Below are 242 nucleotides of genomic sequence, written 5' to 3'. Positions count from 1 at the left end.
CCGTGAGGCTTAACCATACAACACCCAAGAAGTGTTCTAAGGCTTGTAGCAAATTGAAGAACTACTACCTAATTCAGTGATAGCGAAGCCAACAGGCAACTCGTTATTCACGTCAGCTTTCTAGATTAAGAATTTGCCTGGCGGCCATAGCGCCGTGGAACCACCTGATCCCATGCCGAACTCAGAAGTGAAACGTGGTAGCGCCGATGGTAGTGTGGCATTCGCCATGCGAGAGTAGGACA

General features: G+C 49.2%; 1 rRNA gene. It reads left to right on the top strand.

Going from position 1 to position 242, the window contains the following annotated elements:
• Positions 1-136: 136 nt before the first annotated feature.
• Positions 137-230, top strand: a 5S ribosomal RNA gene (gene rrf / locus B4920_RS27595).
• The last annotated feature ends 12 nt before the right edge of the window (positions 231-242 follow it).

The organism is Zoogloea sp. LCSB751, assembly GCF_002028455.1.
Lineage (GTDB): Bacteria > Pseudomonadota > Gammaproteobacteria > Burkholderiales > Rhodocyclaceae > Zoogloea.
This window is presented reverse-complemented; position numbering and strand designations above follow the sequence as displayed.